Source organism: Arthrobacter sp. 05T47, assembly GCF_056395825.1.
The window spans coordinates 1-23,976 of record NZ_JBFTKG010000008.1; the positions used below are offsets into that span (position 1 = coordinate 1).

The following is a 23,976-nucleotide window of genomic DNA, read 5'->3' on the forward strand; positions in this document are numbered from 1 at the left end:
CACCCGGCCCGCCCCGGGCCGGGTGACCGTGCCTGTCCATGTGGTGGTGCCCCTGAAGGATCCGTTCCTCGCGCCCGCTCTTGTCGAGGGGCTCGAAACGTGGGTGGACGATGTGACCATCACCAGGGTTGACAGCGGCCACTGGTGGCCGGCCACCCGGCCGGCCGACTTTGCGGCCTTGCTCCGGCAGCCGCAGACCACGCCGTAGGCCAGGTTATGGTGGCGCGGGTAGCCGGGTTGGACCAGACCGTGCGGAGCGGGGTATTCCGCAACGGGATGGAATACGTGACGTGGGGCCGGGGTGCCAAGTCCCTGCTCTACGTCCAGGGCGGCCCGGGGAGCGTTGTGCCGCACGGGCTGCTGGGGGAACTGTTCCGCCGGGAGTTTGATGCCTACTTGGAGGCCGGCTACGCCATCTGGATTGTCACCCGCCGGCGGAACATGCCGGCCTCGCACACCAGCGCCGACATGGCCGAGGACTACGCCCAATTGATTGCGGAGGAGTTCGGCGGCCGGATCGATCTGGTGCTGGCCAAGTCCTTCGGCGGGATGATCGGGCAGTGCCTGGCCGCGCGCCATCCGGAATCCTTCGGGCACATCGCCCTAGTGGCCACGGCAGCCGAGCTCAGCCCGTGGGGCAAGGACGTGGATCACCGGATGGCCGCCGCCGTCGCCGCCGGAGACCCAAGCCGCGCCGGGACCGCCCTGACGGAGTACGTCCTCCCGGGTCAGCGGACCCGCTGGCTTCGGGAGCTGCTGGGACTCGTCGTTGGCAGGCGCGTGCTGGGGCGGCCCGGCTGCCCGGCCGCGGACGTGCTCACCGAAGCCCGGGCCGGGTTGGCCTTCGACGCTCGGTCGGTCCTGCCGCTCATCCGGCCGCCCGTCCTGCTGCTCTGCGGCGGCCGGGACGCGTTCTTCCCGAGGGCAGTGGCGGAGGAGACGGCCCGGCTGATTCCGGACTGCACCCTGATCATCTATGAGCGGTGGGGGCACGTCCGGGCGGGATCCAGCCGGCGGGTACCGCGGGACGTCCTGGCCTTTGTCCGGTCCCGCTGATGGCACACTGGGCCCAGGCAAGCATTGTTGCCGCACAGGGTGAACCGGCAATCCCACCCTTACCTGACCCGGGAGCCGGTGGAAGTCGTCGGTGAACTCGTGGATTGGGTAGGACACTCGCCCGATCAGTTGCAGGCCATGCGAGATGGCCTCGCCGAGATGAAACGCCGCGGCCTCGCGGCCATTGACGATTAGTGGTTTGGGCGGACGATCGTGTCAGCAAGGGAGGCACTAGACAAACATAGTCTCTGCGCAGATAATCTCTGTAGAGATTATTTCTGTATGGATTATCCAGTGGAGGAGGCATCTCATGTGGGAATACGAAAACAGGATCGAGACCAGCGCCACGCCCCAGGCGGTCTGGCGGCTCTGGGCCGACGTTGGGAATTGGGGCGCCTGGAACGCCGAGATCGAGAAGATCGAATTCAGCGGTCCATTCACCGCAGGCACACAGATCGCGATGACACCCCCGGGGGAGGATCCGATACTCTTGCTCATCGCCGAGGCGGTCGAGGACGAACTATTTGTCGACGAGGCCCGCTTCAACGGTCTCCTGCTCCGCACCACCCACCGCATCGACCGGATCGATCAGGGCCGGATCCGGGTGGTGTACCGGATGGAGATCACCGGTGACGGCGCCGACGAGACCGGGCCTGAGATTGGTCCGGGCATCACCGCCGACTGGCCCGACACGATGACTGCCCTGGTAAGGATGGCTCGCGGCTAATGCCCCTCAGCCCCGGCGACAGCCCCGGATTCCTGCTCTGGCACGCCACTCTGCGCTGGCAACGCGACATCGCCACAGCCTTGGCCCCGCTTGGTATCACCCACGTGCAGTTCGTGTTGCTCGCCTGCGCCTGGTGGCTCAACACCCAGGGTGAGCATCCCAACCAGCTGGCCCTGGCCCGCCAAGCCGGCACCGACGTCAAGATGACCTCCCAGGTTTTACGCACACTGGAAGACAAAGGACTCATCGAGCGTGAAGTCGATCCGGCCGACACCCGCGCCAAGCGGCTGCGCGTCACCGACGCCGGAGCCGACTTGGCGCCCCGCGCAATTGCCGCGGTCGAGCTCGCAGACGAACAGTTCTTCCGGCCGGTGCCCCTCAACGACGCGGTAACCCTGTTGGGCCGCCTGGCTCATCCCGAAACCTGAAACACCCTCACGGGGCATCCGCAGAATCCGGTCACGCATACGGGCGCAGAAGCTCTCCAAAGTGACACAGTCAGCGCCACTGAGAACTCTGGCTCTTCGATACTTTAGGAATCCAGCAGCGCACCGTGTCGCGGTATTGCTGGAATTCTTCGCCAAACCGTTCTTTGAGGTCAGATTCCTCAAGCGGCCTGACGGCGTAGTTCCACACCAGCGAGCCCACGACTGCGTAGGCGATGACAAGCCGTGACTGAAGAATGAGGCCAATCGCAGCGCCCTGGACAATGCCCGTGACCGCCATCGGATTGCGGATCCAGCGATACGGACCTGCAATGACCAGACGGTTGGGCATCGCCGATGGCAACGGCGTGCCATCTCCTAGCTCTGTCCGGCACCTGGCCCGCATCTTCGAACCCCCGGGCCCGACGACGGGCTGGATATCCGGACGGTGTCCGGGCGCTAGGCAGCGCCACTGGGCCGGCGGCCAGGTACCGCGCAGTTATCCGGCGTCGAGCTCCAGGGTCATGAAGACGCTGTTGGGGTCGGGCCGGTAGCCGGCGAACGGCGGGCACTCCACGAAGCCGTGCCGCTCGTAGAGCCGCCGGGCGGGAGCGAAAAATTCCTGGCTCCCCGTCTCCAGGAACAACCGCCGGCACCCGCTGTGCCGGGCCTCGGCCAGGAGATGGCGGAGCAGTGCCGAGGCAACGCCGCGCCCGCGGGCTGCTGCCGCAGTGCGCATGGACTTGATCTCGGCGTCGCCGGGAGCGAGGTGTTTCAGCGCTGCGCAGCCCAACAGCCGCGTCTCACCCCGGGCGGTCCAGAAGCTGATGCCCGGCCCGGCCAGTGCCGCGGGGTCAAGGGCGTGGACGCTCTCCGGCGGGGAGGTCGCGTACATGTCGGCGAGGTGCTCGTCCAGAAGCTGCAGGACGTCCGGACGCTCCGGGGTGTCGCGCCCGATCAGGATCGTGCCTTCAGGAGTGCCTGCCATCCGGATCAGCGGGGCCGGCGGGCGGCATGTTCCCGCGCCAGCACAGCGTAGGAATCGTCCGGGGCGCCCGGCGTGAAGCTGCCGAATTTGCGTTCGACGGCGGTCCGGATCAGGAAGTCCGCGAGGGCCGGGTTCTTGGGCAGCAACGACCCGTGCAGGTAGCTCGCCACGATGTTGTTGTAACGGGCCCCTTCCTGGCCGTCGGTGCTGTTGTTCCCGGTGCCCTTGGCGGTGGTGCCGAGCGGTTGGACGCCGGGTCCCAGCGTGGTCTGCCCGCTGTGGTTCTCATAGCCCAGGATGCTGCCGAACTCGGGGGAGGAGACGGTGACGTTGCCGATCAGGCGCTCGTCGGTGCCGTGGGTCTCCACGTCCAGGATGCCGATGCCCGGCAGGACCGAGCCGAGCCGGGTCTTGAAGAACTTCCCGAAGAGCTGGTACAGCCCGCAAATCACGAGCATGGGCGTGCCGTCATCCGCAAGCTGCCTCAGCGCAGACTCGCGCGAAAGGAGATCGTCCTGGATGACGAGCTGACCGCTGTCCTGCCCGCCGCCACCGACAATGAGGTCAACGTCCGCCGGGAACTCGTCACCAACGTTGTATTCGAGCAGTTCCGGGGTGTAGCCATGCCAGCGCAGCCGCTGGGCGAGGACCAGGGCGTTGCCCCAGTCGCCGTAGATGTTCATGTCCCGCGGGTAGAGCTGCAGGACCCGGATGGTTCCCTTGCCGGGGGCCGCGGAATGTTCGGGCGGAAGCTCGTGCCCGAAGGAGGGCTCGTGCGGGGCTGCGGGGGACCGGGGGGTCATGAGACCACCTCCACTGTGGTGATTTTGGACAGCTCGCGGCGGATGGCGAGCATGGCCGTGTAGGTGCAGAAGATCCTCTTCGGCTTGCCCTGGCCGCCGCGGATGAACGCCGCCAGCGCCGGCGCGATCTCGGTGTCGACGGCGCCGATGGCGACGTCGTCGTACTGCAGCCGCAGCGCCATGTCGTAGGCGCGGGAACCGGTGAGCTGGTCCACGCCGTCGTCTCGGAGGGTGTCGAATTCGACGTCCCAGAGCCAGGACATGTCCCGGCCGTCCGCATAGTTGTCGTTGATCGCGATCATCGTGGCGTACCCGGCCGCCGGGAAGGATTTCAGGCCGAGCCGGAAACCGCTGGGGTTCTTGACCAGCACCAGCTCCAGCGGCAGGCCGTCGACCACCAGGCTTTCGCCGCGGCCGAACGCCGGCGCCACCTTGGACAGCGCCGTGAGCAGGCCCGCCTGGTCGGTGCCCGTGCCGCGGGCACCAGAGATCGCCCGCGCCAGGGTCAGTGCGGCGGCGGCGTTGAAGATGTTGTAGACACCGCGCAACTTCATGGCCGTGGTGACCGTCGCGCCGTCGTACTCGAAATCGGCGTCATCGGCACCCACGCGGCGCAGCACGACGTCGGCGTCCGCCCGGGCGGGGGCTACCGGCACCGGGCTCCCCGGCGCCGCGCGCATGTCGTCATCGTTGGGGAAGGTGCTCAGCAGCGAATCGTCCAGCCCGAAGTAGAGCACCTCGGGCCCGTCCAGGGCCTGGGCGATCCGGGCGACGCGGGGGTCTTCYCGGTTCAGGACCACGGTCCCGGTGGTCTTGGACGCGATGTGCTGGAGCAGGTCGGCGGTCTTGTCGATCTCGCCGAAACGGTCCAGCTGGTCGCGGAGGACGTTGAGCAGGAGGCTGTAGCGCGGCGGGACCTTGTTGACGAAGTGCACCGCATGCGCCTCGTCCAGTTCCAGGACCGCGACGTCGGCATCGAGCCGGCCGCGCCAGTCCACCTCGCCCAGGAGTGCCGCGGCGACGCCGCGGGTGAAGTTGCTCCCGGTACGGTTGGTGAAGACCTTCAGCCCCTGGCTCTCGAGCAGCTCCACCACCATTTTCGTGGTGGTCGTCTTTCCGTTCGTGCCACTGACGACGGCGACCCCCAGCGGCAGCTCGGACAGTGTCCGCTGCATGAAACCGGGATCGATTTTTTCGACCACAAGCCCGGGAAGGGCCGAGCCTCCGCCCCTGAGCCGGGAGACCCGGCGGACGAGCTTGCCGAGCGGAACGCTGAAGTAAAGCATGCTCTGTAATATATCCCAGCAGAGGCATGGAACCCGGACGCAGGGGGCCTGTGCATGCGATCTCCATGCGTACCGCGCGGGCGCAGAGCATTATGCTGTGGGGATGACCACCCCCTCTTTCCTCCCTGAATCCCGCGTGGGTTCGGGCCTCCGGATCGGCGTCCTGGCGCTCCAGGGCGATTTCCGGGAGCATCTGCACGCCGTCGAAGCCGCCGGTGCAACCGGCGTCGGGATCCGACGCCCCGCCGAACTTGACGGCCTGGACGGCCTGATCATCCCCGGCGGCGAATCGACCACGATCGACAAGCTCTCCAGGATCTTCGGTCTCCGGGATCCGCTGCGTAAACACATCCAGGCCGGCCTGCCCGTCTACGGCTCGTGCGCCGGCATGATCCTGCTGGCGGACGAGATCGCGGACGCGGCCACGGACCTTGCCGGCAACCCGCAGCAGACGTTCGGCGGGCTGGACATCACCGTGCGCCGCAACGCCTTTGGCCGGCAGCGCGAGTCCTTCGAGACGGACCTTGATTTCCGGGGGCTCGGCTTCAGCGCCGACGCCGGCGTCGTGGCGCCTGTCCATGCCGTCTTCATCCGTGGGCCCTGGGTGGAGCGCGTCGGCAACGGTGTGGAAGTCCTCGCCCAGGTGGAACCGTCCAAAGCCGGCCACCCCGAATCATTGGACGGGACGGCTAGAATTGTTGCTGTGCGTTCCGGCAAGCTGCTGGCCACCTCCTTCCACCCGGAAGTGACGGGGGAAAAGCGCGTGCATGAACTGTTTATTCGAATGATCAGAGGAGAAGCGTAAAGCATGTCAGGCCACTCCAAATGGGCGACGACCAAGCATAAGAAGGCCATCCTTGATAGCCGCCGGGCCAAGTCGTTCGCCAAGCTGATCAAGAACATCGAAGTCGCCGCGCGCATGGGCGGCCCGGACCTTTCCGGCAACCCGAGCCTGGAACTTGCTGTCACCAAGGCCAAGAAGACCTCGGTGCCCGCAGACAACATCGACCGCGCCATCAAGCGCGGCGCCGGCCTCACCGGCGAGGTCGTTGACTACACCGAGATCATGTACGAATGCCGCGGCCCGCAGGGGTCCGCGCTGCTGATCGAGTGCCTCACGGACAACAAGAACCGTGCCGCCTCTGAGGTCCGGCTCGCCATCTCCCGCAACGGCGGCACGATCGCCGATCCCGGTTCGGTCAGCTACCTCTTCAGCCGCAAGGGTGTCGTGTCCCTGCCCAAGAACGGCCTGAGCGAGGACGACGTCCTGATGGCAGTGCTCGACGCCGGCGCCGAGGAAGTCAAGGACAACGGAGACACCTTCGAGATCCACTCTGAGCCGACCGACCTCCAGGCCATCCGCGACGCGCTCAAGGAAGCCGGAATCGACTACGACACCGATGAGGCCGAGTTCGTGCCGTCCATGCAGGTGCCGCTGGACCTCGACGCCGCCAAGAAGTTCATGAAGCTCGTGGACGCCCTGGAAGAGCTCGACGATGTCCAGAACGTCTACAGCAACGCCGATCTCAGCGACGAAGTGCAGGCCGCACTGGAAGCCGAGTGACACGCTCACCTAGCCGTGATTTTGAGGCCCGGTCTTGACCCTGCGCGTCCTGGGGGTTGACCCGGGCCTCACCCGTTGCGGGATCGGCGTCGTCGACGTCGAAAAGAACCGGCGGGCCACCATGGTGGCCTTCGGCGTCGTGGGAACCTCCCCCGAGGAGAGCCTGGACCAGCGGCTGCTGGTCATTGCCACGTCCATTGATGAATGGCTGGACAAGTACGAACCCCACGTCCTCGCCGTGGAACGGGTGTTTTCCCAGCTCAACGTCAGCACGGTCATGGGGGTGGCGCAGGCCTCCGGCGTGGTGATTGCCGCCGCCGCGCGCCGCGGCATCCCGGTGGCGCTGCACACCCCGTCCGAGGTCAAGGCCGCCGTCACGGGCAGCGGAACATCGAACAAGGACGCCGTGACCAAACTGGTAACGAAGATCCTCCGGCTGGATGCGCCACCGCGCCCCGCCGACGCCGCCGACGCCCTGGCGCTGGCAATCACCCACGCCTGGCGGGCCGGCAGCGGCGCCGCTGTGTCGACGACGGGGCCGGGCAGCCAGTCGCTCACGCCGGCGCAGCGGGCATGGGCGGACGCGGAGGCAAAAGCGCGCCGTGCGCGCTGAATGTCCGCCTGTGCCGCCGCTGGGCTTGGTAGGGTATTCGTAGATATGTTCGGATAGCCGGCTTGCCATCTGTGTTTTGGCCGGCTGCAGACCCAGGAGCCCGGCCTTGATTAGTTTTCTTCGCGGAACCGTTGCGCATGTTGGCCTGTCCTCCGCCGTGATCGACCTCAACGGTGCCGGCATGAGCGTCAATGCCACGCCGCAGACCCTCAGCGGGCTCCGGGTGGGCGAAGAGGGGAAGCTCTTCACCTCGCTGATCGTGCGGGAGGACTCGCTGACCCTGTTCGGCTTCGGCAGCGACGACGAGCGCGAAGTGTTTGACGTGCTGCTCAGCGTCAGCGGTGTCGGTCCCCGCCTCGCCCTGGCTGTGCTTGCCGTCCACGAACCGGAAGCCATCCGGGTGGCCGCCCACTCCGGCGACGGCAAGGCCTTCACCAAGGTCCCCGGAATCGGGCCGAAGGTGGCCGGCCGGATCGTGCTGGAGCTCGCCGGCAAACTCGTCCCGCACGGCACTGCTGGTGCGTCCGGCGCGCCGCTCCCTTTGGCTTCCGCGGAATCCGTCTGGAAGCCGCAGGTCGTCGCCGCGATGACCAGCCTTGGCTGGTCCGAAAAGGACGCCACCGCCAGCATCGAGAAATCCCTGGCCGATTCCCCGGACCTGGCCGAGAACGGCAACGTGGCCGAAATCCTCCGCGCAACCCTGCGCTGGCTGGGCCAGGACGGCGCCCGCGCCGGTAACCGGGTAGGCGCGCGTGGCTGAGCAGTCGATCGTCGCCGGGGGAGAGGAGCCGGAGGAGCGCGTCATCGAAGCCGCACTCCGGCCCAAGAACCTGCACGACTTCGTGGGCCAGCACCGTGTCCGCAAGCAGCTTTCCCTCGTCCTGGAGGCCTCACGCATGCGCGGGCGCAGCGCAGACCACGTGCTGCTCTCCGGCCCTCCCGGCCTGGGCAAGACCACGCTGTCCATGATCATCGCGGCCGAAATGAACGTCCCGCTGCGGATCAGCAGTGGCCCGGCCATCCAGCACGCCGGCGACCTCGCAGCCATCCTGTCCTCCCTTTCGGAGGGTGAGGTCCTGTTCCTGGACGAAATCCACCGCATGTCCCGGCCAGCCGAGGAAATGCTGTACATGGCGATGGAGGACTTCCGCGTCGACATCGTCGTCGGCAAGGGCGCCGGCGCCACGGCTATCCCGCTGGAACTGCCGCCCTTCACGCTGGTGGGCGCCACCACGCGGGCCGGCCTGCTCCCCGGGCCGCTGCGGGACCGGTTCGGTTTCACCGGCCACTTGGAGTTTTACTCCGTGGAGGAGCTGGAACTGGTCCTGCGCCGTTCGGCCGGCCTCCTGGATCTGAAGGTCAATTCGGCGGGATTCAGCGAGATCGCCGGACGCTCCCGGGGCACGCCGCGCATCGCCAACCGGCTCCTGCGCCGGGTCCGGGACTGGGCGCTCGTTCACGGTATCGAGCAAATTGATGCCCGGGCGGCGTCCGCGGCACTGGACATGTATGAGGTAGACAAGCGCGGCCTGGACCGGCTGGACCGTGCAGTCCTCGAAGCCCTCATCACCAAATTCGGCGGTGGGCCCGTGGGCCTGTCCACCCTCGCGATCGCCGTCGGTGAGGAAACGGAGACCGTGGAAACGGTCGCCGAGCCTTACCTGGTGCGTGAAGGGCTGCTGGGCAGGACCCCGCGGGGCCGCATTGCCCTGGCACCGGCGTGGACCCATCTCGGCTTCGCCGTCCCGGCCGGCGTCTTCGGGCAGGATCCGCTGGAGTTGTTCCAGGCCGATGAGCTGGGCGGGGACCCGCAGGATGAGCCCAGCGAGGGCCAGCCGGGCGGGTCCGGCGGCGATCTCGGTGAAGAAACCAGTCCCCAGTGGATCCGAAACGGCCGCTAGCACGTTTCCTTCAGCTTTTCCCTTTAGACTGGAATGACGCTCGGCACGTTCGGGTTTTGTTTCCGTGGGCGGAGAGCAGGTAGCCGCCGGCGGCTGGGGATGGTCTCTCTGCCGGCTCGCGGCGCAGACCCCTGCCCGCGCCGCCCGGAGCAAACGGACGTTGCTGAAAAACAGCTATGCAAGTACAGAACGGAACAATCCCTGTGTTCGGACTTATTTCTGCCCAGACCCAGCCGCAGGCCGGCGGCGGCATCGACATCATGACGATTCTCCTCTTCGTCCTGCTCGGACTTTTCGTCTTCATGATGTTCCGCCGCAACAAGAAGACCCAGCAGCAGCAGGCACAGCTCCAGTCCAAGTTCGAAACTGGTGTCGAGGTCATGACGAGCTTTGGCCTGTTCGGCCGGATCGTCGAGATCGATGAAGCGGAGAACAAGGTCACCCTGGAACTGTCCCCCGGCAACACGGCCACCGTGCACCGCCAGGCCGTCACCAAAATTGTGGAGCCGGTTGTCGCTGCCGAGGAGCCGACCGTTGTTCCCGACGACGCGTCCTCGCTGACCGCCGACAAGCTCAGCGCCGAGGGCACGGAGGGCACCGCCCCGCTCAGCGACGCACCCCGCAATGAAACTCCCGAGGAAACCCTGCGCCGCCTCAATGACGAAGGTAAAAAAGACAGCTAGTCTGCCTACCTGAGCTATCCCGCGAAGCAACGGTTGCGGGCATCCGCCGGCGGGGGCCCAGAGCCAGCGCCGGCGGATCCGCCGCAAATAAAAGAAAGATCGACAATGGCACGAACTGGCCCCAAAAACTCAGCCATCAGGATGCTGGTCTGGCTTGGCGTACTCATCGCCGCCATGACGGCCGTCCTAGCGGGCGGCACCATTGCCGGCCAGGCCAGCTGGGCTCCAAAGCTCGCGCTGGACCTGGAAGGCGGCACCCAGATGATCCTGGCGCCCAAGGTTGAGGGCGGTTCGGGCATCACCGAAGACCAGCTCAACCAGGCCGTAGCGATCATCCGTCAGCGCGTGGACGGCTCGGGTGTCGCGGAAGCGGAAATCAGCACGCAGTCCGGCCGCAACGTCGTGGTCAGCCTGCCGGGAACTCCCGCCAAAGAAACCCGCGCCCTGATCCAGGCCTCCGCCGACATGAACTTCCGCCCCGTGATCCAGACGGGCGCCGGCGCAGCCGTCCCCGAGGCGTCCCGGACCCCGGACGCCCAGCTGCCCAAGCCGACGGCCGCGCCGGCCAACAGCAGCGACGAGAACTGGATTACCCCCGAGGTCTACAAGCAGTTTCAGGCCCTCGACTGCGACAACCCTTCCCAGGACAAGCAGAAGCGTTCAGACCCGACCAAGCCGCTGGTGACCTGTGAGCCCGCGACAGCGAAATCGCCGGCCATCAAGTACATCCTCGGTCCGGTTGAGGTGAAGGGCTCGAACATCAAGTCCTCCTCGTTCCAGCTGCAGCGCGGCGCCCAGGGTGCCGTGACCAATGAATGGGCCGTCAACATCCAGTTCGACGACGCCGGCACCGCCAAGTTCAAGGAAGTCACCGAGCGCCTTTACCAGTTCTATGCCGCCGGCGGCGGCCAGAGCGGCTCCGACCCGAAGGCCCAGTTCGCGATTGTCCTGGACGACCAGGTCATCTCCGCCCCGCGTTCGCTCGCCGTCATCACCGACGGCCGGCCGCAGATCACCGGCGGGTTCACCGAGGAATCCGCCAAGGCCCTCTCCGACCAGCTGCGTTTCGGTGCCCTGCCGATCAGCTTCGAGATCCAAAGTGAGCAGCAGATTTCTGCGACCCTCGGTGGGGAGCAACTGCGCATGGGTATGCTCGCAGGCCTGATCGGCCTGCTCCTGGTGGTCGTCTACTCACTGTTCCAGTACCGGGCCCTTGGCCTGGTGACCGTGGCGTCCCTCGTGATTGCCGGTGTGCTGACGTTCCTGGCGATCGCCATCCTCGGGTGGACGGAGAACTACCGGCTGTCCCTCGCCGGCGTGGCCGGCCTGATCGTGGCCATCGGCCAAACGGCGGACTCGTTCATCGTCTACTTCGAACGCATCCGTGATGAGCTCCGTGAGGGCCGCGGCCTGGTCTCGGCCGTCGAAAACGGCTGGAAGCGGGCCAAGCGCACCATCCTCGCCTCCAAGGCCGTGAACCTCCTCGCGGCCGTGGTGCTGTTCTTCGTGGCTGTGGGCAACGTCCGCGGCTTCGCGTTCACCCTTGGCCTAACAGCGATCGCCGACCTCATCGTGGTCTTCATGTTCACCCACCCGACCCTGCAGCTGCTGGCCCGGACCAAGTTCTTCGGCGAAGGCCACCGGTTCTCGGGTCTGGACCCGAAGCGCCTGGGAGCCGTCCCGCTGTACCGCGGAGCCGGCCGGGTCCGCACTCCGGAAGACAAGCCCGTGGCGGTGGTGCGCGCAAAGAACACCGGCGCCGCCGCCGAGGCCGAGCGCCGGATGACCATTGCAGAACGCCGTCTCGCCGAAAGGCAGGAGCAGGCACAACAGGAGCAGCTCGCCGGTTCCTCCAAGAGCGCGTCCAAGGAGGGCAAGTAAATGGTCAACTTCTCAACGTTCGGCAATGAATTGTATTCGGGCAAGCGCTCGTACGACTTTGTCGCTAAAAAGAAGATCTGGTTCCTGATTGCCGGAATTGCCGTGGCCCTCTCGATCCTGATCCCGATAGCCAAGGGCGGCTTCAACCTCGGCATCGAATTCCGTGGCGGGTCCGAGTTCACAGTCTCCAACGTGAAGACCACCGACGCGTCCCTCGGCGAGAAGGCCGTAAAGGACGTCGTGGCGGGGTCTGTGCCGCGCGTGGCCAACGTCGCCGGCACCACCATGCGTATCCAGACGGACAAGCTCAGCGACGACGAGACGCTGCAGATCAAGGAAGGCCTCACCACGGCCTACGGCGTGACGGATAACGAAGTGACGTCGACCTTTGTTGGCCCCACCTGGGGCGCTGACGTCACGAAGCAGGCACTGATGGGCCTGGCAATCTTCGTGGGCTTGGCCGCCGTCCTGATGGCGCTGTACTTCCGGACCTGGAAGATGTCCGTCTCGGCACTTGTCGGCATGGCCGTCACGATGTTCATTACCGCCGGTGTCTACGGCCTCAGTGACTTCGAAGTGACGCCGTCGGCCATCATCGGCTTCCTGACGGTGCTCAGCTATTCGCTGTACGACACCGTGGTGGTGTTCGACAAGATCCGCGAGAACACCTCGGAGATCCAGGCCTCCACCCGGCGGACCTTCGCCGAAGAGGTCAACCTAGCCATCAACCAGACCCTGGTCCGCTCCATCAACACCATGGTGGTGGCGATCCTCCCGGTCGGCGCGATCCTCTTCATCGGTGCCGGGCTGCTGGGCGCCGGAACCCTGCGGGACCTGTCCCTGGCGCTGTTTGTGGGCATCCTGGTGGGCACGGCGGCCACGATTTTCATCGCGGCGCCGCTGTACGCCGCCCTGCGGCAGGGCGAACCTGACCTGCTCAAGCAGGCCAAGCGGGTGGAACAGCGTCGCGCCGACGCGGCAGCGAAGGCCACGTCCCCGGCGTCGCCTGCCACAGCCTGAACGCAGGCGCTACCGCAATGCTGTGATGCCTCGGTGATGCCGGAACCAATGCCTGGACTGTCCTGAGCGGACAGCAGGCGGGCCGGAGACCGTCCTTTGTGACGGACTCCGGCCCGTCGCCGTATCACGGCCGGTTATCGAAGTATCCTGCTGCGGGAATACACTTGAATAATTGACCGTCGCGAGAGGTGCTCCATTGGAAGAACGTTCGACGCCGGTGCCGGAGGCGCCAGCGGACAAGGCCCAAGGCCAGGGTTCTCAGACTGACCTTGTGGTTCACGGACGTCCCGATGTTCCTGTGCCGGTCGACAATTCGGGCGCCCGGCCGACCTTTCCGGGCCGGCGCGAACGCACGAGGTCACGCCTCGCCCGGCTGACGGGCCGCGGCGCCCCCGCATACTCACCGATTCTTGAACCGCTGCTGCGCACGGTCCGTGCCAACAACCCCAAAGAGGACTTCGACCTCATCCAGCGCGCCTTCGTGGTTGCCGAGCGCTGCCACCGGGGCCAAAAGCGCAAGAGCGGGGACCCGTATATCACGCACCCGGTCGCGGTCGCCACCATTCTCGCCGAGCTCGGCCTCAGCGGCACGACGCTGGCCGCAGCCCTGCTGCACGACACGGTCGAGGACACCTCCTACACGCTGGCTGACCTGAAGGCCGAGTTCGGCCCGGAAGTGGCCATGCTGGTGGACGGTGTCACCAAACTGGACAAGGTTAGCTTTGGTGAGGCGGCCCAGTCCGAGACCGTGCGCAAGATGGTCGTCGCCATGGCCAAGGACATCCGGGTCCTGATGATCAAACTCGCCGACAGGCTCCACAACGCCCGGACGTGGCGCTTCGTCTCGGCGGAGTCCTCGGCCCGCAAGGCGCGCGAAACCCTGGAAATCTTCGCACCCCTGGCCCACCGGCTCGGCATGAACACCATCAAGTGGGAACTGGAGGATCTGTCCTTCGCCGCGCTGTATCCGAAGGTGTACGAGGAAATCGTGCGCATGGTGGGGGACCGGACCCCGGAGCGTGAAAAGAACCTGTCCGTCATCCGCAACCAGATCACCGAGGACCTGCGGGCGGCGAAGATCAAGGCCACCATCACCGGGCGGCCAAAGCACTACTACTCGATCTACCAGAAGATGATCGTCCGCGACAAAGACTTCGACGACATCAACGACCTCATGGGCGTCCGCGTCCTGGTCGACTCGGTCCGGGACTGCTACGCGGCCCTGGGCGCGATGCACTCGCGCTGGAACCCCCTGCCCGGGCGGTTCAAGGACTACATCGCGATGCCCAAGTTCAACATGTACCAGTCGCTGCACACCACGGTGATCGGTCCGGGCGGCAAACCGGTGGAAATCCAGATCCGCACCCATGAAATGCACCGGCGCGCCGAATACGGCGTGGCCGCGCACTGGAAGTACAAGGACCAGCCGAACCGGACGGCCGCCGGCCCCGGAAGCCCGCGCGACGGCGACATGGGCTGGCTGCGCTCCCTCGTGGACTGGCAGCAGGAGACCTCGGACCCCGGCGAGTTCCTCGACTCGTTGCGGTTTGAAATCAACGCCCGCGAAGTGTTTGTCTTCACCCCCAAGGGCGAGGTCATGGCCCTCCCGGCAGGATCCACGCCCGTGGACTTCGCCTACGCCGTGCACACCGAGGTAGGCCACCGGACCATTGGCGCCCGCGTCAACGGCAAGCTTGTCCCGCTCAACAGCGAACTGAACCACGGCGACTGGGTTGAGATCTTTACCTCCAAGGCCGAAGGCGCCGGCCCCAGCCAGGACTGGCAGCACTTCGTCAAAAGCGCCAGGGCCCGAAACAAGATCAGGCAGTGGTTCAGCAAGGAACGCCGCGAGGAAGCGATCGACCGCGGCAAGGACCTGCTGACCAAGGCGATGCGGAAGCAGAATCTCCCGCTGCAGCGGCTTATGACCCACGACGCCCTCGCGGCGATCGCGGAAGACTTCAAGTATGCCGACATCTCCGGACTCTACGCCGGCGTGGGCGACGGGCACACCTCCGCGCAGTCCGTCATGGAACGCCTGGTGGAGAGCCTCGGCGGGAACGAACAACCGGACGATGACCTCGCCGAGGTGTCCATCCCCACCCAGGTCAGCAAGGCCCGTTTCTCCGATTCCGGTGTTGTTGTCCGCGGCGTGGACGATGTGTGGGTGAAGCTGGCTCGATGCTGCACTCCGGTCCCGCCGGACCCGATCCTCGGGTTTGTCACGCGCGGTTCCGGTGTCTCCGTGCACCGGACCGATTGCACCAACGTGAGCGGCCTGATGGACCAGCCGGACCGGATCGTCGAAGTGGACTGGGCGCCCACGCAGTCCAGCGTGTTCCTCGTGGAGATCCAGGTCGAGGCGCTGGACCGCAAGTCGTTGCTCTCCGACGTCACCCGGGTGCTCTCCGAAAACCACGTCAACATCCTGGCGGCGAGCGTCCACACGTCCACGGACCGGGTGGCAATCTCCAAGTTTGCCTTCGAGATGGGCGACCCGAAGTACCTCAGCCACGTGCTTAGCGCTGTTCGCCGGATCGACGGCGTCTTCGACGTGTACCGCACCACCGGAAACCGCCGCCGCAGCTAGCCCTCCGGCGGCGCAGCGAGTGCGGCGAGCTTCGCCAACGCCGCCCGTTTGTGCGGCAGGCGCGGGCTCGCGTCGACCGCAAGCCTGAGCAGCCGGAGGCGCACGCCCAGTTCGGGCCGGGCCAACAGGGCCCTCAGGGCCGGCACGGCCCGGTCCGCGTCAACGTGCAGCGCTATGTCCTGGGCAGTGCGCAGCGGGCTGGAGACCATCAGGCCGCCCATGCTGACGACGTCGAACGGCCCCAACCGAACTTCGTGGAACGTGCAGCCGCGCACGGACCTCAGGCTGGAAATCCGCCGGTTGGCGTCAACCAGCAGGGCCAGACGGTCCGGCTCTGCCGCGCATCCGTAGATCCACGCCGCGGTCATCCGCCCTGCCACCACGCGCTGCCTGATCGCCGGCGCCACCGCCAGGGACGCGGCGCGGGCACGGAGCTGCGGACTGGCGTGGGCCCCAGGTGGCAGGTAGCCGCGCTGATAGAGCTGTGTGAGCACGCCGTCGGCGGCCATGGCCTGCAGCTCCGGCCATGAGAACAGGGTGCCGGGAGAGTAGAGTTCGCCGGGCTCCGGTCCCCGCGCAGGCGGCCCCTGAACAGGTGGCCCCGAAACAGGCGGCCCCTGTACAGGCGGTCCCGGAAAGGCGCCGGGAGTGCGGGGCGTGAGTACCATTCAGCCATCGTTGCCCGTTCCGCGGGCATAGAACAGGCCCCGTTCCGGTCATGTGGATAACCGAAACGGGGCCTGGACAGGCTTGCTGGTGGGCCGGATGGCTAGGAGAGTTCGCTCGCCGAGCGCTCGAGCTGCTCCAGCCAGGCCTGGCGTGCCTCGAGGGCCTCCCGGGCTGCCTTGATCTTGCGCTCGTCGCCGGCCTTCTCCGCCTTGGCCAGGTCTTCCTTGAGGCCGGCGATGGCGGTTTCGAGCTGGGTCAGGGCGCTGTTGGTGCGTGCCTTGGTCTCCGGGTTGGAGCGCTTCCAGTTTTCTTCCTCGGCGTGGCGGACGGCGTCCTCCACCTTCCGCAGGCCGGCCTCGATGCGGCCCATGTCCGCGCGCGGAACCTTGCCGGCTTCTTCCCAGCGGTCCCGGATGGACTGCAGCGCCTTCTTGGCGGCCGCGAGGTCCTTGATCGGCAGGAGCTCGTTGGCCTCCACGAGTAGCGCTTCCTTCACCACCAGGTTCGCACCGTATTCCTGGTCGATCTCGTCGTTGGCTGCCTGCCGGTTGGTGAAGAAGACATCCTGCGCGGCGCGGAAGCGGGCCCACAGGGCGTCGTCGTCCTTGCGGCTGGCGCGCGGGGAGGCCTTCCATTCATCCATCAGGCGGCGGTACTCGCCCGCGGCAAATCCCCAGTCGGTCGAGGACGAAAGGGCCTCGGCTTCGGCGATCAGCTTCTCCTTGGCGGCCTTGGCTGCTGAGTTGTTGCTGTCCAGCTGCGAGAAGTAGGCGCGGCGGTGCCGGTCGAAAACGGTGCGGGCGGCGCGGAACCGCTTCCACAGCGCGTCCTCGTTGCTGCGGCCGAGCCGGACGCCGCTCTTCTGCGCGGTCTTCCAGCTCTCGAAGAGTTCGTTCATCCGGGCGCTGGAGGTCTTCCACTGGATCTGCGCGGGATCGTGGCCGGCGATTTCCTCGGCCTCGGCCACGATGGCCTCGCGGGCGGCAAGCTCAGCTGCCCGGACGGCGTCGTGTTCAGCCTTCTCGGCCTTTTCGAGTTCGCCGATCTGGGTCACCAGTGCGTCCAGCCGGGCCTCGGCGGAACGGAAGTCGCCCACCATGTTGCGTTCGGCGAGCTGCTCGCGCAGGTGCGTGACGGTCTTCTGCATGTCCGTGGTGGGCGCCTTGGAGCTCACCCGCTGTTCAAGCAGGTCGATCTGGGCCACGACGTCCTCGAACTTCCGGGCGAAGTAGCCCAGGGCCTCGTCGGCGCTGACGCCCGGGTACTGGCCAACGGGATATTCCGTGCCGTCTACGGTCAGGAAGACGTGGCCGTCACCTTCGACGCGGCCCCAGCGGGCCGCTTCCGCCAGTGAGGCGGCTGAGGACACGGCGGCCGGAGCGGGGGCCGGGGCGGCAGCAGAGGGCTTGGCCTTCGGCCGGGCAGCAAATGCGGCCGGGCTCGGCGCAGGCCGGGCGGCCGGCGCGGGAGCCGGTGAAGGCGACGGGGCAGCAGCGGGCACGGTCTCGACGACTGCCCCGGCGGCGGGCTCGGCGACGGGCTCGACGACTGCCTCAGCAGCGGTCTCAGCAACTGCCTCAGTCGCCGGCTCGGCCGGGATCTCCACGGGTGCGGCCTCGGCCACGGTCTCAGCAACCGCCTCAGCGGCAGGTTCGGCCGGTGTCTCTTCCGACGGCGCCACGGCGGGCTCCGTCGGCTCAGCGGATGCCGCGGGCTCTGCTGATTCGGCGGCGTCCTCGCCTGCCGCAGCCGGGGCTGCGGATACGGCCGTGTCGCCGGCCGCGTCTACGGCATTGCCGGCACTCTGGGCCGGGGTTGCCTCGGCTTCGGTTTCGTTGGCAGCTGATGCTGCCAATGTTTCGTCGGATTTCTGACTGTCTGTCACCGCTAGAAGTCTTTCGCTTGGAGGGAAATACCGGGACCACGGCCTTCAGGGCCGCGGCTGGTCACTTCAGTGAGAACGAGTCTATCGTGACTGGTTCCACAGGTGCGCCGTCGGTGGCGTTGCCGCCGGGCTTCAGTCCGGCGGCGGCAATGCCGCTCACCACATCGAGCCCCGAGGTCACCTTGCCCACCACCGTATAGCCGCCGGCAGCATCCGCCGGAATGACGGTGTCCTTGTACACAATGAAGAACTGCGTGCCGTTGCCGTTGGCGTTCCCGCCGGTCCGGGCCACGGCGATCGTTCCGGCAGGGTACTTGTTGTCTGCCGGGGTGTTTTCCAGCGGGCCCCACGTGTAGTTCGGGTCGGTGCTGCCGTCCCCGGCCTTGGAGCCGCACTGGAGGACCCCAAAGTTATCGGCCGTGGTCAGCCGGTGGCAGCTGACGTTGTTGTAGAAGTTCTGGTCGGCCAGGGACTTGAAGACGGCCGCGGCCTGCGGGGCCTTCGTGCCGTCCAGCTCGACGCCGAGCGTGCCGCGGTTCAGCTTGAGCTCACCGGTGAACGTCTTGCCCGCGGCGGTTTCGGGCTTGGGGATGTTCGCGGCATTGGTGGGGGCAGCGGTCGGTGTGGCGGACGCCGAGGGGGTCTGCAACCCCTCCTGCACGGCCGCGAACTGTTCTTCGGTCGGGTTGGACGCAAAGACGGTGAGCTGCAGGACCAGGGCCAGGCCGATCGCCGCTGTGCCGGCGCTGATGGCAATGACGTTATCGCGCTTGCGGCGCTTGTCCTGGTCACGGCGCAGGCCGCGCCTGGCCTCCATCTGCTGGACGCGCCGCTTCGCCTCACGTGCGCTGCGTGAACTGGCCGCCAATGGTCCTCCTGGTTGTATGGCCGCGGCCGTGACGGGCCGGAGGCGTCGTCGCGGCAGCAGCAGCAAGCTGCCGGCAGTCCCGCCGGGCCGCCTCCGTTGGAAGAAGCGGGCGCCGAACGCATAAACTGACTGCCGCACACAGTTTATGCACGACTGGCCGGTCTGCCGCTTATCTTCGTTACGTTTCGACAGAGAATGCCGCGTGACGCCTGCGCCCGAAGATACTGCAGTAGCAACCAAGTACTGCAGTGGTAACCAGAGGAGAAAATTTCACCATGGCACGCACAGCCTCCCTGTCAGGATTCCCCGAGTGGCTTCCCGAGGAGCGGCTGGTGGAACTCCATGTGCTGGACACGCTGCGCCGGACATTCGAACTCCATGGGTTCTCCTCGATCGAGACCCGCGCCGTGGAAACTGTGGGGCAGCTGCTCCGCAAGGGCGAAATCGACAAAGAGGTCTACGGCCTGAGCCGGCTCCAGGACGACGAGGGGGACAGCGCCGCCAAGGCCGACCCGCATGCCCTGGCGCTGCACTTCGACCTCACCGTGCCCTTCGCCCGCTACGTCGTGGAGAACGCCGGCTACCTGGCGTTCCCGTTCCGCCGCTACCAGATCCAGAAGGTCTGGCGCGGCGAACGTCCCCAGGAAGGGCGCGCCCGAGAGTTCACCCAGGCGGACATCGACGTCGTAGGCGACGGCGAGCTGCCGTTCCGCTACGACGTTGAAATCGCGCTCGTGATCGCCGAGGCGCTCAACGCGCTGCCCATCCCGGATTTCCTGCTGCGGATCAACAACCGCAARCTGGCCGAGGGCTTCTACACCGGCATCGGGCTCACAGACACCCCCGGTGTCCTGCGCAGCATCGACAAACTCGAGAAGGTCGGGCCCGCGAAGGTCGCCGAGTTGCTCAAGGAAGAGCTCGGCGCCACGGACGACCAGGCTCAGGCTGCCCTGAAGCTCGCCGGCATCAGCACCACGGACACGTCCTTCGTGGAGCAGGTCCGGGCGCTCGGCGTCACCAATGAGCTGCTGGAAGAGGGCCTGAACGAGCTGGAACAGGTCATTGCCGCCGCCGTCCTGCACGCTCCCGGGCGGGTGGTGGCAGATCTGAGCATCGCCCGCGGCCTGGACTACTACACGGGCACCGTGGTGGAAACCGTCCTGGTAGGACACGAACAGCTGGGCTCCATCTGCTCGGGCGGCCGCTACGACGCCCTGGCCAGCAAGGGCAACCGCAAGTTCCCCGGCGTCGGCCTCTCGATCGGCGTGACCCGCCTGGTGTCGCGGATCCTGAGCCAGGACCTTGCCAAGGCCACACGCTCCGTGCCCACGGCCGTGCTGGTGACGCTCAACAACGACGACAGCTGGGGCGCGGCGCAGGATGTCGCGGCACAGCTGCGCAGCCGCGGCATCGCCACGGAGGTCGCCGCGAAGGCCGAGAAGTTCGGCAAACAGATCAAGTTCGCCGACCGGCGCGGCATTCCGTTTGTCTGGTTCACCGACGACGACGGCAAGCACCAGGTCAAGGACATCCGCACGGGCGAGCAGTACGACGCCGACCCGGACACGTGGATGCCCTCCGAGGAGGACCTGCACGTGCGCGTAACCGCCGCCAGGTAGTTGGCCGGTCCCGGGACTTCTCTTATTGCGTGGGCGCCCTGCGTGACCGCACGACGAGGAACCGCCCGGCCACACCGACGGCCAGCACCGCGGCCATAACCAGCACGGAGGCCGGCGGCAGGGTGGCGGCCAGGACCAGGCAGCCGAGGAAGCCCAGCACATTGAGCCAGCGCGGCGCGTGCCAGGGCCGGCCGGCCAGTGTGAAGGCCGCGGCATTGGTCACGGCGTAATAGATCAGCACGCCGAAGCTGGAAAATCCGACCACGGTCAGCACGTTGGTGCTTAGCAGCAGGATGACGACGGCGGCGGCGACCGCCAGCTCCGCGATGAACGGGACCGTGTGGGCCCGGCCCACCCTGGCCAGCGGGCCGGGCAGGTCCCGTTCCCGCGCCATGGCCAGGGTGGTCCGGCCAACGCCGGTGATCAGCGCCAGCAATGCGCCAAGACAGGCGGCCGCCGCTCCCGCCTGGACGAACGGGACGCCGCCGCTGAGGCCGCTGGCCTCCACCGCGTCCAGCAGCGGCGCCGTCGAGCCCGCCAGCTGCTCGGGCGGTAAGTGCCACTGCAGCAGCACGGCCAGACCCAGATAGATCACGAAGGCGCCGGCCAGTGCGGCCAGGATGGCCCGCGGGATAGTGCGCGCGGGGTCCTTGACCTCCTCGCCCAGGGTTGCGATCCGCGCATAGCCGGCGAAGGCAAAGAACATCAGCCCCGCCGCCGGCAGGACGCCCCAGCCGCCGGCCGGCGTCGCCAGGGGCGTTGTTGCCCCGTGGGCGGCGGGGGCGCCGGCCGGGTGCGGGCCCAGCAGCGACGCCGCGGCGACGAATACGAGCGTGGCCAGCACCACGGCCAGCAAGACCCTGGTCAGCAGCGCGGTCCGGGTAATCCCGAGGAGGTTGACCCCGGTGAGGACCACGACGGCGGCGACCGCCAGCGGCGTCGCGTACGCGGGTGCAACGTAGTGCCCGAACGTCAAGGCCATCGCCGCGCAGGACGCCGTCTTGCCCGTCACGAAGCCCCAGCCCGCAATGAAGCCGGGCCACTCGCCGAGTTGCCGGCGCCCGTACACATAGGTGCCGCCGCTGTCGGGGTATTTCGCCGCCAGCTGCGCCGACGCGACGGCGTTGCAGTACGCGATGGCGCCGGCCACGGCGACCGCCAGTGTCAGCAGCGGCCCGGCCAGGGCCGCTGCGGGGGAGAACACGACGAACACGCCGGCGCCGAGCATGGAACCCAGGCCGATGGCCGTGGAATCAAACACGCCGAGCCGCCGCTGCAGCCGCCGGTCGGGCCGCTGCGGGACGGGCCGCTGACCGCGCCTGTGACCGGGCGCCCGGCCGCGGCGGTCACCGGGCCGGGTTCCGTTGTGCCGGGTTGCCATGGCAGGAGGGGCCTTTCCACCGGGTAAACTCGAACGGGATCGTTCCTGTAGCGATCCTATTGAACCTAAATGCTTGAACTTCGAAATATTTTGAAGATCGATTATTTGAACGTCATTTTTGATTTTCCGCTGAAAGGAATGCTGTGCTGCGCACACATGACCTCGGGTCTCTTCGCTCCGAGCACATTGGACAAACCGTAACCCTCGCCGGCTGGGTCGGCCGGCGTCGTGACCACGGTGGTGTCGCATTCGTTGACCTGCGCGACGCGTCCGGCGTCGCCCAGGTTGTGGTCCGCGAAGAAGAGGTCTTCCACGGGCTGCGCAATGAGTACGTGCTGCAGATCGTCGGCACCGTATCCCAGCGCCCCGCGGGCAACGAGAACCCGGCGCTGCCCACCGGCGAGATCGAGGTCATGGCCGAAAAGGTCACCATCCTGAACACTTCGGATCCGCTGCCGTTCCAGATCGACGAGCACGTTGAGGTGGGCGAAGAAGCGCGCCTGAAGCACCGCTACCTGGACCTGCGCCGCCCCGGCCCCGCCCGCAACCTGCGCCTGCGTTCGGAGGCCAACCGCGTGGCCCGCGAGCTGCTGCACCAGGACGGCTTCGTGGAGATTGAAACCCCCACGCTGACCCGTTCGACGCCGGAAGGCGCCCGCGACTTCGTGGTCCCGGCCCGCCTCGCGCCGGGTTCCTGGTACGCGCTGCCGCAGTCCCCCCAGCTGTTCAAGCAGCTCCTGCAGGTGGGCGGCTTCGAAAAGTACTACCAGATCGCCCGCTGCTACCGCGATGAAGACTTCCGCGCGGACCGCCAGCCGGAATTCACTCAGCTGGACATCGAAGCCAGCTTCGTGGACCAGGACGACATCATCAGTTTGGGCGAAAACATCGTCAAGGCCCTGTGGAAGCTGATCGACGTCGAGATCCCGACGCCGATCCAGCGCATCACCTACCACGACGCCATGGCACACTACGGCTCGGACAAGCCGGATCTGCGCTTCGGCCAGGAGCTGACCGAGCTGACCGAATTCTTCAAGGACACCAACTTCGGCGTCTTCAAGGCACCCTACGTCGGTGCCGTCGTCATGCCCGGCGGCGCCTCCCAGGCCCGCCGCGCCCTGGACGCGTGGCAGGAATGGGCCAAGCAGCGCGGCGCCAAGGGCCTGGCGTACGTCCTGTACAAGGAAGACGGCGAGCTCGCCGGTCCTGTGGCCAAGAACCTGACCGACACCGAGCGTGCGGGCCTGGCCGACGCCGTCGGTGCCAAGCCCGGTGACTGCATCTTCTTCGCAGCCGGCGAGAAGACCCCGTCCCGCGCGCTCCTCGGCGCCGCCCGCGTGGAGATCGGCCACCGTACCGGCCTCATCAACCCCGCCGACTGGGCCTTCTGCTGGGTCGTTGACGCGCCGATGTTCGAACCGGCCGCCGCCGCAGTCGCCTCCGGTGACGTCGCCGTCGGTGCGGGCCAGTGGACCGCCGTGCACCACGCGTTCACCTCGCCCAAGCCCGAGTTCATGGACTCCTTCGACAAGGATCCGGAGTCGGCACTGTCCTACGCCTACGACATCGTCTGCAACGGCAACGAAATCGGTGGCGGCTCGATCCGTATCCACGAGCGCGACGTCCAGGAGCGGGTGTTCGAGCTCATGGGCCTGGACAAGGCGGACGCCCAGACCAAGTTCGGCTTCCTGCTGGAGGGCTTCAAGTTCGGCGCCCCGCCGCACGGTGGCATCGCCTTCGGCTGGGACCGCGTGGTTGCCCTGCTGGCCGGCGTGGAGTCCATCCGCGACGTCATCGCCTTCCCGAAGTCCGGCGGCGGCTACGACCCCCTGACCCAGGCTCCCGCTCCCATCACGGCGCACCAGCGCAAGGAAGCCGGCGTCGACTTCAAGCCCGAGGCCAAGAAGGCCTCGGACGGCAAAAACTAGCCTGACAGCATCAGCAGCAGGGGCTCCCCGGGCAACCGGAGAGCCCCTGCTGTCATAATCGGCCGCATCATGTTCGGGACGGAGAGACT

21 protein-coding genes and 2 pseudogenes are annotated in these 23,976 nt (G+C 67.1%); 15 read left to right on the plus strand and 8 right to left on the minus strand.

Annotated features, from left to right (window positions below):
- From AC1DEY_RS08165 to AC1DEY_RS08180, 4 genes and pseudogenes are all read left to right on the plus strand, one after another.
- Positions 1 to 208, plus strand: a pseudogene (locus AC1DEY_RS08165) (alpha/beta fold hydrolase); the annotation flags it as partial.
- An 8-nt stretch (positions 209 to 216) separates the two neighbouring features.
- Positions 217 to 1,056, plus strand: coding sequence for an alpha/beta fold hydrolase (locus tag AC1DEY_RS08170; RefSeq protein ID WP_476867517.1), 840 nt, complete (start codon positions 217 to 219; stop codon positions 1,054 to 1,056).
- Between the two features lie 310 nt (positions 1,057 to 1,366).
- Positions 1,367 to 1,783: an SRPBCC family protein gene (locus AC1DEY_RS08175; protein WP_476867518.1), complete on the plus strand. Its 417-nt coding sequence runs from the start codon at positions 1,367 to 1,369 to the stop codon at positions 1,781 to 1,783.
- A complete protein-coding gene (locus tag AC1DEY_RS08180; RefSeq protein ID WP_476867519.1) occupies positions 1,783 to 2,211 on the plus strand; it encodes a MarR family winged helix-turn-helix transcriptional regulator in 429 nt (142 codons plus the stop codon). The genes AC1DEY_RS08175 and AC1DEY_RS08180 overlap by 1 nt, the downstream gene beginning before the upstream one ends.
- 70 nt (positions 2,212 to 2,281) lie before the next feature.
- On the opposite strand, the pseudogene AC1DEY_RS08185 reads toward AC1DEY_RS08180, so the two are convergent.
- The 4 genes and pseudogenes from AC1DEY_RS08185 to AC1DEY_RS08200 form a co-directional block, all read right to left on the minus strand.
- Positions 2,282 to 2,587, minus strand: a pseudogene (locus tag AC1DEY_RS08185) (methyltransferase family protein); the annotation flags it as partial.
- Between the two features lie 120 nt (positions 2,588 to 2,707).
- Positions 2,708 to 3,196, minus strand: coding sequence for a GNAT family N-acetyltransferase (locus tag AC1DEY_RS08190; protein ID WP_476867520.1), 489 nt, complete (start codon positions 3,194 to 3,196; stop codon positions 2,708 to 2,710).
- 5 nt (positions 3,197 to 3,201) lie between these two features.
- Positions 3,202 to 3,999, minus strand: a complete 798-nt coding sequence (locus AC1DEY_RS08195) for a type 1 glutamine amidotransferase (protein ID WP_476867521.1) — start codon at positions 3,997 to 3,999, stop codon at positions 3,202 to 3,204.
- Entirely contained in the window at positions 3,996 to 5,285 is a 1,290-nt protein-coding gene (locus AC1DEY_RS08200) for a MurT ligase domain-containing protein (RefSeq protein WP_476867522.1), read from the minus strand. The genes AC1DEY_RS08195 and AC1DEY_RS08200 overlap by 4 nt, the downstream gene beginning before the upstream one ends.
- A gap of 103 nt (positions 5,286 to 5,388) precedes the next feature.
- On the opposite strand from AC1DEY_RS08200, the gene pdxT reads away from it, so the two are divergent.
- The 9 genes from pdxT to AC1DEY_RS08245 all read left to right on the plus strand — a co-directional run bounded on the left by pdxT (position 5,389) and on the right by AC1DEY_RS08245 (position 15,537).
- Positions 5,389 to 6,090 carry a pyridoxal 5'-phosphate synthase glutaminase subunit PdxT gene (gene pdxT, locus AC1DEY_RS08205; RefSeq protein WP_476867523.1) on the plus strand — a complete coding sequence of 234 codons (702 nt, stop codon included), beginning with the start codon at positions 5,389 to 5,391 and terminating at the stop codon, positions 6,088 to 6,090.
- A gap of 3 nt (positions 6,091 to 6,093) precedes the next feature.
- Positions 6,094 to 6,849, plus strand: coding sequence for a YebC/PmpR family DNA-binding transcriptional regulator (locus tag AC1DEY_RS08210; protein WP_390202728.1), 756 nt, complete (start codon positions 6,094 to 6,096; stop codon positions 6,847 to 6,849).
- A 34-nt stretch (positions 6,850 to 6,883) separates the two neighbouring features.
- Entirely contained in the window at positions 6,884 to 7,462 is a 579-nt protein-coding gene (gene ruvC / locus AC1DEY_RS08215; RefSeq protein ID WP_441409052.1) for a crossover junction endodeoxyribonuclease RuvC, read from the plus strand.
- A gap of 106 nt (positions 7,463 to 7,568) precedes the next feature.
- Positions 7,569 to 8,222 (plus strand): Holliday junction branch migration protein RuvA, encoded by a 654-nt coding sequence (ruvA, locus tag AC1DEY_RS08220; RefSeq protein WP_476867524.1) that lies wholly within the window; start codon positions 7,569 to 7,571, stop codon positions 8,220 to 8,222.
- Positions 8,215 to 9,363 carry a Holliday junction branch migration DNA helicase RuvB gene (gene ruvB / locus AC1DEY_RS08225; RefSeq protein WP_476867525.1) on the plus strand — a complete coding sequence of 383 codons (1,149 nt, stop codon included), beginning with the start codon at positions 8,215 to 8,217 and terminating at the stop codon, positions 9,361 to 9,363. The genes ruvA and ruvB overlap by 8 nt, the downstream gene beginning before the upstream one ends.
- Before the next feature lie 260 nt (positions 9,364 to 9,623).
- Positions 9,624 to 10,046: a preprotein translocase subunit YajC gene (gene yajC, locus AC1DEY_RS08230; protein WP_476867596.1), complete on the plus strand. Its 423-nt coding sequence runs from the start codon at positions 9,624 to 9,626 to the stop codon at positions 10,044 to 10,046.
- A 105-nt stretch (positions 10,047 to 10,151) separates the two neighbouring features.
- Positions 10,152 to 11,927 (plus strand): protein translocase subunit SecD, encoded by a 1,776-nt coding sequence (gene secD / locus AC1DEY_RS08235; RefSeq protein ID WP_441409049.1) that lies wholly within the window; start codon positions 10,152 to 10,154, stop codon positions 11,925 to 11,927.
- A complete protein-coding gene (secF, locus tag AC1DEY_RS08240) occupies positions 11,928 to 12,947 on the plus strand; it encodes a protein translocase subunit SecF (protein ID WP_476867526.1) in 1,020 nt (339 codons plus the stop codon).
- Between the two features lie 298 nt (positions 12,948 to 13,245).
- Complete coding sequence (locus AC1DEY_RS08245) at positions 13,246 to 15,537, plus strand: RelA/SpoT family protein (RefSeq protein WP_476867527.1); 2,292 nt, start codon at positions 13,246 to 13,248, stop codon at positions 15,535 to 15,537.
- Here AC1DEY_RS08245 and AC1DEY_RS08250 read toward each other — a convergent pair.
- The 3 genes from AC1DEY_RS08250 to AC1DEY_RS08260 all read right to left on the minus strand — a co-directional run bounded on the left by AC1DEY_RS08250 (position 15,534) and on the right by AC1DEY_RS08260 (position 18,959).
- Positions 15,534 to 16,046, minus strand: a complete 513-nt coding sequence (locus AC1DEY_RS08250) for a hypothetical protein (RefSeq protein ID WP_476867528.1) — start codon at positions 16,044 to 16,046, stop codon at positions 15,534 to 15,536. The two genes, AC1DEY_RS08245 and AC1DEY_RS08250, sit on opposite strands and share 4 nt — an antisense overlap.
- A 260-nt stretch (positions 16,047 to 16,306) precedes the next feature.
- Complete coding sequence (locus AC1DEY_RS08255) at positions 16,307 to 18,091, minus strand: DUF349 domain-containing protein (RefSeq protein ID WP_476867529.1); 1,785 nt, start codon at positions 18,089 to 18,091, stop codon at positions 16,307 to 16,309.
- Between the two features lie 61 nt (positions 18,092 to 18,152).
- Positions 18,153 to 18,959 carry a peptidylprolyl isomerase gene (locus AC1DEY_RS08260; RefSeq protein WP_476867530.1) on the minus strand — a complete coding sequence of 269 codons (807 nt, stop codon included), beginning with the start codon at positions 18,957 to 18,959 and terminating at the stop codon, positions 18,153 to 18,155.
- Between the two features lie 275 nt (positions 18,960 to 19,234).
- Between AC1DEY_RS08260 and hisS the strand changes: the two genes are divergently transcribed.
- Positions 19,235 to 20,578: a histidine--tRNA ligase gene (hisS, locus tag AC1DEY_RS08265; RefSeq protein ID WP_476867531.1), complete on the plus strand. Its 1,344-nt coding sequence runs from the start codon at positions 19,235 to 19,237 to the stop codon at positions 20,576 to 20,578.
- A gap of 22 nt (positions 20,579 to 20,600) precedes the next feature.
- Here hisS and AC1DEY_RS08270 read toward each other — a convergent pair whose 3' ends face one another.
- Positions 20,601 to 21,959: an APC family permease gene (locus tag AC1DEY_RS08270; protein WP_476867532.1), complete on the minus strand. Its 1,359-nt coding sequence runs from the start codon at positions 21,957 to 21,959 to the stop codon at positions 20,601 to 20,603.
- A 143-nt stretch (positions 21,960 to 22,102) separates the two neighbouring features.
- On the opposite strand from AC1DEY_RS08270, the gene aspS reads away from it, so the two are divergent.
- A complete protein-coding gene (gene aspS / locus AC1DEY_RS08275) occupies positions 22,103 to 23,887 on the plus strand; it encodes an aspartate--tRNA ligase (protein WP_476867533.1) in 1,785 nt (594 codons plus the stop codon).
- Positions 23,888 to 23,976: the final 89 nt, after the last annotated feature.

What these genes read in the sequence shown, in the direction of transcription:
- AC1DEY_RS08270 (WP_476867532.1), bottom strand. Translation starts at nt 21,959, where the DNA reads ATGGCAACCCGGCACAACGGAACCCGGCCCGGTGACCGCCGCGGCCGG.
- yajC (WP_476867596.1), top strand. Translation starts at nt 9,624, where the DNA reads ATGACGATTCTCCTCTTCGTCCTGCTCGGACTTTTCGTCTTCATGATG.
- AC1DEY_RS08175 (WP_476867518.1), top strand. Translation starts at nt 1,367, where the DNA reads ATGTGGGAATACGAAAACAGGATCGAGACCAGCGCCACGCCCCAGGCG.
- AC1DEY_RS08250 (WP_476867528.1), bottom strand. Translation starts at nt 16,046, where the DNA reads ATGGCCGCCGACGGCGTGCTCACACAGCTCTATCAGCGCGGCTACCTG.
- AC1DEY_RS08210 (WP_390202728.1), top strand. Translation starts at nt 6,094, where the DNA reads ATGTCAGGCCACTCCAAATGGGCGACGACCAAGCATAAGAAGGCCATC.
- AC1DEY_RS08170 (WP_476867517.1), top strand. Translation starts at nt 217, where the DNA reads ATGGTGGCGCGGGTAGCCGGGTTGGACCAGACCGTGCGGAGCGGGGTA.
- AC1DEY_RS08180 (WP_476867519.1), top strand. Translation starts at nt 1,783, where the DNA reads ATGCCCCTCAGCCCCGGCGACAGCCCCGGATTCCTGCTCTGGCACGCC.
- secF (WP_476867526.1), top strand. Translation starts at nt 11,928, where the DNA reads ATGGTCAACTTCTCAACGTTCGGCAATGAATTGTATTCGGGCAAGCGC.
- secD (WP_441409049.1), top strand. Translation starts at nt 10,152, where the DNA reads ATGGCACGAACTGGCCCCAAAAACTCAGCCATCAGGATGCTGGTCTGG.
- pdxT (WP_476867523.1), top strand. Translation starts at nt 5,389, where the DNA reads ATGACCACCCCCTCTTTCCTCCCTGAATCCCGCGTGGGTTCGGGCCTC.
- AC1DEY_RS08190 (WP_476867520.1), bottom strand. Translation starts at nt 3,196, where the DNA reads ATGGCAGGCACTCCTGAAGGCACGATCCTGATCGGGCGCGACACCCCG.
- AC1DEY_RS08195 (WP_476867521.1), bottom strand. Translation starts at nt 3,999, where the DNA reads ATGACCCCCCGGTCCCCCGCAGCCCCGCACGAGCCCTCCTTCGGGCAC.